Origin of the sequence: Vibrio sp. V23_P3S9T160 (genome assembly GCF_963886625.1) — a bacterium.
Taxonomy (GTDB): domain Bacteria; phylum Pseudomonadota; class Gammaproteobacteria; order Enterobacterales; family Vibrionaceae; genus Vibrio; species Vibrio anguillarum.
On sequence record NZ_CAWPDB010000123.1, the window covers coordinates 25,214 to 31,744 of the forward strand.

Here is a 6,531-nt window from a genome sequence, read left to right on the forward strand (position 1 = left end):
TCACTCACCTACTTGTGTAAATACACGGCTTGCGACCGTATCGCCTTGTTCCAAGCCAGATAATACTTCCACATATTCACCATAGGTTTGCCCTAATCGCACTGGATTTAGCAGTCGTTTATCATCAACGATGCGATATACGGCACTCAGTTCTGCTCGGCGAATCACAGCGGCAACAGGAATGAGCATCACCTCACGTTGACCATAATTAAACTCTGTCTTGACCCACATTCCTGGCATCACTTGCCCGAGCTTGTCAGTTTGAGCTGCACGAGGCAGCTCAAGACGGATTTTGAATGTATGTGATTGAGGGTCGGCATAACTGAATAAGCTGTAATCGATTGGGGTTATTTTATCACCCGTAGGCATAATGACTTGGAATTGAGCAACATTGGTGACTGCAGGCTGATAGCGCTGCGGAATAGCCGTTTCAACACGCAACTCATTGAATGAGAAACCACTGAGCAGCGCAGTACCCGGAGCCACCGTTTCACCCAGCTCTACATGTCGCTCCGTCACGACACCATCATAAGGGGCGGTAATATTGGTGTATCCAAGTGACTCCTTCGCCTGCACGACCGCGGCTTTTGCCGCCTTGACGGCCGCAGCAGCACTTCGAGCTTGAGCTTCAGCGCCATCCATTTGATCTTGTGAAATCGCACCTTTAGGAAACAGCAGTCGATAACGCTTTAGTTGAGCTTGAGCTTCACGATTTCGAGCCTCTGCACTGGTTAACTGAGCTTGAGATGCGTCTAAAGAAGCCGATTGCTGAATAGCGCTGATTTCTAATAGCACCTCGCCCTTTTTAACAAAATCGTTAACGTCGACATACACACCAACGACTCGACCAGAGGTTTGAGCCGCAACTGTCCCTTTGTTAACTGGCTGGACAACACCTTCGAATGCAATCTGCTGTGGTATCTGCTCATAGGTCACGATATAACGATCATCAGCATAGCCAACGGCCCAATAACCGCTCGTGATTAAGGCAATACACGCAATCCAAATTCGCCTTTTCATACCCATCCCTCATGTTGATCGTTACGATTCCACTTGCTTATTGAATTCTAGTTAGATTAAGCCGTTTGCGTTTGCTGTTGTTTATTATTCTTAATGCAGATCAACAAATTAGTTGCACCAAGCCCAACCATCATTGAGACAAAGAATAGCCATACCTCAATATTACCCAGTGCAAGGCTTGATAGTGCTGGCCCTGGACAAATGCCCACTAATCCCCAACCTAACCCAAAAATCGCAGCACCAGAGATAAGCCGGGTATCAACACTGCGAGTCGTCGCTAAACAGAATTTTTCTGCGTTTATAGGCTGCTGTCTTGCTTTAATAACGATGAAATAGGTCGGCATAAAAACGGCCAATGCGCCTCCCATCACAAACATTAAGCTTGGATCCCAAGCACCAGCCACATCCAAAAAACCTACGACTTTGGCTGGATTGGCCATTCCTGAGATAACCATACCCGCACCAAACAAAACACCTGCCACTAACGAGGTTAATCTAAACAACATCTGATTCATTTTGACTCACTTATAGAAGATGAAGGCGTACAAACACAGTAATGGCAGCAACGCCCATGAAGGTCCCTGTCGCCGCAATAGAGCGAGTGGATAGTCGGCCAACACCACAGATGCCATGGCCACTGGTGCAACCATTTCCTAATCGAGTTCCTACCCCAACTAATAGGCCAGCAAGCGCCAAAACACCGTTATTAAAGTTAAAAGTTTGCGGCACTTGTGCATTTAAAAACCAAACGGCAATAGCACCACCAGTTACCATGCCAAGTGCAAATAACAAACGCCATGCAAAATCACGCGTTTTAGGCGTCATCAATCCCGTTAATACCCCACTTATCCCAGCAATTTTGCCGTTAAACAGCAACATGAGTGAAGTCGATATCCCTAGTAAAACACCACCTAACAACGATTCCCAAGGAACAGAAAACAACATTATTTATCCTTTTAACCTATGACAAATGAACTAATTACAAAAAATGGTCTGCAAACTTTGAATAAGCTGTACAACCCGCGGATCCGATAGCGAATAGAAGACTTGCTGCGACTCCTTTCTTGCTTTGATCATATTTTGCTTACGAAGTACGGTTAAATGTTGCGAAAAGGCTGATTGACTTAACATCGAGCTTTGCTGCAATTCTCCAACGCCCACCTCACCATTAATTAACTGGCAAAGCACCATCAAACGCTCAGGGTGGGCCATCGTTTTAAGCAACTCTGAAACCTCTATCGCATTTGTTTTCATTTGCTCCACATTGACTGATGTGATCTCCATCATTCCCCCTTCGCATTGCATTTAATTAGATAATACTAATAAACAAGATTTAGTCAACGCTTATTTAGCTTATTCAAAATTAGATAAATTAACATTAGACATTACTAATCAATGGATTTATAGTGACTTTAATTTACAACGGAGGGTAACAACATGACGATTGAAAATGGGGTAAGAATATTGGCGGGCAGCATGGTACTGCTGTCGATCGTTTTAACTGTGTTTGTCCATTCAAACTTTATTTGGCTAACGGTATTTGTTGGAGTGAACTTAATTCAAAGCGCTTTCACAGGGATTTGTCCAGCGGCCTTTTTCTTGAAAAAGCTTGGCCTGCACTGAGGATTTACTTACCTTACCATGCCGCTTTTGTTTAATTTTACTGGAGTAAGTTATGACTAAGATTGTGATTATTGGTGGTGTCGCGGGTGGTGCATCCGCAGCGGCTCGTGCTCGTCGACTCAGCGAAGAAGCTGAAATCATTATGTTTGAGCGGGGCCCCTTCGTTTCATTAGTCAACTGTATGATTGACGACATTTTGTAATTTGATAGTTGTGGTCACAGCTAGCAACTAACGGTTTTCCAACCTAAATTCACTTTAGTAATAATTTACAGAGTAGAGAATATTAAGATATGACTAAAATTTTAATCGTCGGTGGTGTCGCTGGCGGAGCTTCAGCAGCAGCAAGAGCCAGAAGGCTTAGTGAAGATGCCCAAATCATAATGTTTGAGCGAGGAAGCTTCGTCTCGTTCGCAAACTGCGGATTGCCCTATCACATAGGCGGCGATATCAAAGATCGCAGTAAATTATTACTACAAACACCAGAAAGCTTTTTAGCTCGATTTAATGTTGACGTTCGTGTAATGAATGAAGTCATATCTATCGACCGCCACAACAAACTCGTTACTGTTAAGAACCTGATTGATGATAGTGAGTATGAAGAAAATTATGACTTCCTGTTACTTAGCCCAGGTGCAGGCCCAATTGTCCCGCCAATCCCAGGCATTGATAACCCACTTACTCATTCATTGCGTAACATTCCAGACATGGATCGTATCATTCAAACGATTCAGATGAACAAGCCCGATCACGCGACTGTTGTTGGTGGTGGATTCATTGGTCTAGAAATGATGGAAGCCTTCCACCAGCTTGGCATTAAAACCACTCTCATCGAGATGGCAGATCAAGTGATGACACCTGTTGATAAAGAAATGGCGGGCTTTGCTCATGTTGAAATTCGCCAAAAAGGCATTGACCTAAAATTGGGAGTTGCCCTTCAAGCTATCGAGTATGTACCGAATGAACATATCGCGAGCTTTAGTTCTGGTGAGGATGAAAATAAACAACATATTGAGGGTGAACTGAATCTTACCCTCAACAACGGTGAAACATTAACCACTGATATCTTAATCATGGCTATTGGTGTGCGCCCAGAAACTAAATTAGCGAAAGAAGCGGAATTAGAAATTGGGGCACTTGGTGGTATCTATACTAATGAATACATGCAAACGAGCGATCCAAGTATCTACGCAGTGGGTGACGCTGTTGAAGAAAAAGATTTTGTAACTGGTGGCCAAACCTTAGTACCTCTTGCTGGCCCTGCAAACCGTCAAGGTCGTATGGCGGCCGATAACATGTTAGGTCGGAACGAGACTTATCAAGGTACACAAGGTACGGCGATTTGTAAGATCTTCGACCTTGCTGTGGCTTCCACTGGTAAAAATGAGAAACAGCTTAAACGCGCAGGCATTGAATACGAAAAAGTTTACGTCCACACCGCAAGCCACGCGAGTTACTACCCTGGCGCTGAGATTGTTTCATTCAAAATGTTGTTCGATCCTAAGTCTGGCAAAATTTACGGTGCTCAAGCAGTTGGTAAAGACGGTATTGATAAGCGTATCGACGTTATGGCGGTTGCTCAACGCGCAGGTATGACGGTAGATCAACTCCAACACTTAGAATTGACTTACGCGCCACCTTACGGCAGTGCAAAAGATGTGATCAACCAAGCTGCGTTTGTCGCAAACAACATCATCAAAGGTGACGCAACTGTGATTCATTATGATGAAATTGATAATTTATCTGAAGACCAAGTTCTTCTTGATGTACGTAATCCAGGCGAACTACAAAACGGTTACCTACCAGGCGCAGTTAACATTCCTGTTGACCAACTTCGTCAACGTATGAACGAACTACCAAAAGACAAAGAAATTGTTATTTACTGCCAAGTTGGGTTACGCGGTAACGTCGCTTATCGTCAACTAGTCAACAACGGTTTTAAAGCACGTAATTTGATTGGTGGTTATCGTACTTACTGCCACGCAAAGATGTAATTACTGTTAACAAAATTGATGGCCAGTAATCATATTGCTGGCTGTTGTATAACTAGCCCTCTCCTTCAATAGTCAGTCTGACTGCGCTGTAAAATCGGTTCTAGCTATTTTATCAACTAATTGTATGATTTAGGTAACACCTCTCCATCTCCATTTTCCTTCAGAAGAAACAGATGACTATGTTACTTGCATACATCAACAACACCAAAGTTGGCCATCTAACCAAGACTACCGATAGCCCAATGCAATTTTGCTACGATGAGAAATGGTTAGCTCAGCCGAACGCCTACCCAATTTCTCTATCTCTTCCACTTCAAAGCCAACCGTTAAAAGATGACCCTGTAGCAAATTATTTTGATAATCTGTTGCCAGATTTAACTTCAACACGTAGGAACATAGAGCGTCGCTATAACACCGACTCAACAGACGTGTTTGATTTATTGCATGCAATCGGTCGCGATTGTGTTGGCTCACTTTCATTGCTGCCAGCAAATGAAGTACATAATGGTCTTGCTTCAACTCGGCTGGAACCACTTTCAGTTCGTAATTTACACAATATAGTTACGGCTCATGAGTATCAGTTCCCTCTTGGCATGTCCAATAAACACGACTTCCGCATTACAATATCTGGGGCGCAAGAGAAAACTGCGCTAGTTAAATTCAAAAATGATTGGTTTTTACCCAGTTTTGATTACCCAAGCACTCACATTCTCAAATTTCCGATCGGTTTTATTCAGCAGCCAGCGGCAACACTTGATATGACGGGGAGCGTTGAAAATGAGTATTTCTGTATAAAACTTGCAGAAGCAATGGGCTTCCAAGTTCCAAAGATTGAGATCTTAGAAGTTGAAGGAATGAAAGCTCTAGTTATTGAACGTTTCGATAGACACTGTTCACAAGATGGGAAGTCACTTATTCGATTGGCTCAAGAAGACATGTGCCAAGTATTCTCGCTTCCCTCACGATTGAAATATCAGAGTGATGGTGGTGTTGGTATTAAAGAAATCATGCAACTACTTAGTCGTTCTAGATGCGCAGACAACGACTGCGACGATTTTATGCGCTTTCAAGTATTTCAATGGTTGATCGGTGCAACCGACGGGCATGCAAAAAATTTTTCAATTTTTATTGAGGCCAATGGAGCTTATAGGCTAACCCCCTTCTACGATATTATGTCAGCCTTCCCCACATCAAGTGGCAGAGGCATTAACACACGTAAACTAAAACTAGCGATGGCTCTCAAATCCACTTCAAGTGGCAATAAGTGGCATTTAGAAAAAATCTATCCGCGTCACTTTATTGCAACAGCAGAAACCGTTGGTTTCTGCACAGTTCGAATGCAAGAGATACTTGACGAGTTTGTTAACTCTTTTCCAATTGCTATTGAGCAAACCGTTAACCAGCTACCCAACAACTTTCCTGCTTATATCATAGATTCAATTGTCAGCAACGCTCTTCGGATACTTGTCAAAATAAAGCTCTAGCCAATCAGGGGATAGCGGTCTTTGAAAAAATGAGTCTGGATGGACAAATCTGATCTAGCTACAACCAGCTAGCTCGAAGATGGACACAAATGTGTTTCAGGAATTCTAATATTAGCGATTAATGAATAAATTTTTATAAGGCAAATTTGCCAATTAGCACTTATTCGTACAGTGCGCACTTTGTATATGGAATTATGTTGAGAGTTTGCCTCTGGCCTGAACGACAGCAAATGGTGGGCGAGTTAAATAGTGATTCCGCACCGAGGGCGGCTTGTCCGTCTGGCCGTGTGTGAAGATGGTGAGGGAGAATCGCTTTGCCAGTGAAGCCCGCACACATAAATCTCATAATGCGAACTTTTTTTAGATTTTATTCAATCAGGGGGTATTATACTTATTCCAATAATTTCACATG

The 6,531-nt window shown here is 43.0% G+C and carries 7 protein-coding genes and 1 pseudogene; 4 read left to right on the forward strand and 4 right to left on the reverse strand.

The annotated features are described in order from the left end of the window. Genes AACU59_RS09460 through AACU59_RS09475 form a run of 4 tightly spaced genes read right to left on the reverse strand, consistent with a single transcriptional unit; the run spans position 1 to position 2,325 of the window. Positions 1–1,020, reverse strand: coding sequence for an efflux RND transporter periplasmic adaptor subunit (locus AACU59_RS09460; protein WP_443280439.1), 1,020 nt, complete (start codon positions 1,018–1,020; stop codon positions 1–3). 56 nt (positions 1,021–1,076) lie between these two features. Continuing rightward, positions 1,077–1,535, reverse strand: a complete 459-nt coding sequence (locus tag AACU59_RS09465; protein WP_017042383.1) for a YeeE/YedE family protein — start codon at positions 1,533–1,535, stop codon at positions 1,077–1,079. A 10-nt stretch (positions 1,536–1,545) separates the two neighbouring features. Beyond that, the gene (locus tag AACU59_RS09470; RefSeq protein ID WP_094124922.1) at positions 1,546–1,965 is read right to left on the reverse strand and encodes a YeeE/YedE family protein; all 420 of its coding nucleotides are present in this window, start codon (positions 1,963–1,965) and stop codon (positions 1,546–1,548) included. A gap of 30 nt (positions 1,966–1,995) precedes the next feature. After that, positions 1,996–2,325 carry an ArsR/SmtB family transcription factor gene (locus tag AACU59_RS09475; RefSeq protein WP_017042381.1) on the reverse strand — a complete coding sequence of 110 codons (330 nt, stop codon included), beginning with the start codon at positions 2,323–2,325 and terminating at the stop codon, positions 1,996–1,998. 132 nt (positions 2,326–2,457) lie between these two features. Here AACU59_RS09475 and AACU59_RS09480 point away from each other — a divergent pair, with 132 nt between their 5' ends. The 4 genes and pseudogenes from AACU59_RS09480 to AACU59_RS09495 all read left to right on the forward strand — a co-directional run bounded on the left by AACU59_RS09480 (position 2,458) and on the right by AACU59_RS09495 (position 6,119). Next, complete coding sequence (locus tag AACU59_RS09480) at positions 2,458–2,643, forward strand: YgaP family membrane protein (RefSeq protein ID WP_017042380.1); 186 nt, start codon at positions 2,458–2,460, stop codon at positions 2,641–2,643. A 52-nt stretch (positions 2,644–2,695) separates the two neighbouring features. Continuing rightward, positions 2,696–2,824, forward strand: a pseudogene (locus tag AACU59_RS09485) (pyridine nucleotide-disulfide oxidoreductase); the annotation flags it as partial. A gap of 110 nt (positions 2,825–2,934) precedes the next feature. Next, positions 2,935–4,635, forward strand: a complete 1,701-nt coding sequence (locus AACU59_RS09490) for an FAD-dependent oxidoreductase (protein ID WP_094145464.1) — start codon at positions 2,935–2,937, stop codon at positions 4,633–4,635. Positions 4,636–4,808: 173 nt separating this feature from the next. Continuing rightward, the gene (locus tag AACU59_RS09495) at positions 4,809–6,119 is read left to right on the forward strand and encodes a type II toxin-antitoxin system HipA family toxin (protein ID WP_094145463.1); all 1,311 of its coding nucleotides are present in this window, start codon (positions 4,809–4,811) and stop codon (positions 6,117–6,119) included. The last annotated feature ends 412 nt before the right edge of the window (positions 6,120–6,531 follow it).

Coding starts and splice junctions, on each gene's coding strand:
- AACU59_RS09460 (WP_443280439.1), bottom strand. CDS start 1,020: ATGAAAAGGCGAATTTGGATTGCGTGTATTGCCTTAATCACGAGCGGT.
- AACU59_RS09465 (WP_017042383.1), bottom strand. CDS start 1,535: ATGAATCAGATGTTGTTTAGATTAACCTCGTTAGTGGCAGGTGTTTTG.
- AACU59_RS09470 (WP_094124922.1), bottom strand. CDS start 1,965: ATGTTGTTTTCTGTTCCTTGGGAATCGTTGTTAGGTGGTGTTTTACTA.
- AACU59_RS09475 (WP_017042381.1), bottom strand. CDS start 2,325: ATGCAATGCGAAGGGGGAATGATGGAGATCACATCAGTCAATGTGGAG.
- AACU59_RS09480 (WP_017042380.1), top strand. CDS start 2,458: ATGACGATTGAAAATGGGGTAAGAATATTGGCGGGCAGCATGGTACTG.
- AACU59_RS09490 (WP_094145464.1), top strand. CDS start 2,935: ATGACTAAAATTTTAATCGTCGGTGGTGTCGCTGGCGGAGCTTCAGCA.
- AACU59_RS09495 (WP_094145463.1), top strand. CDS start 4,809: ATGACTATGTTACTTGCATACATCAACAACACCAAAGTTGGCCATCTA.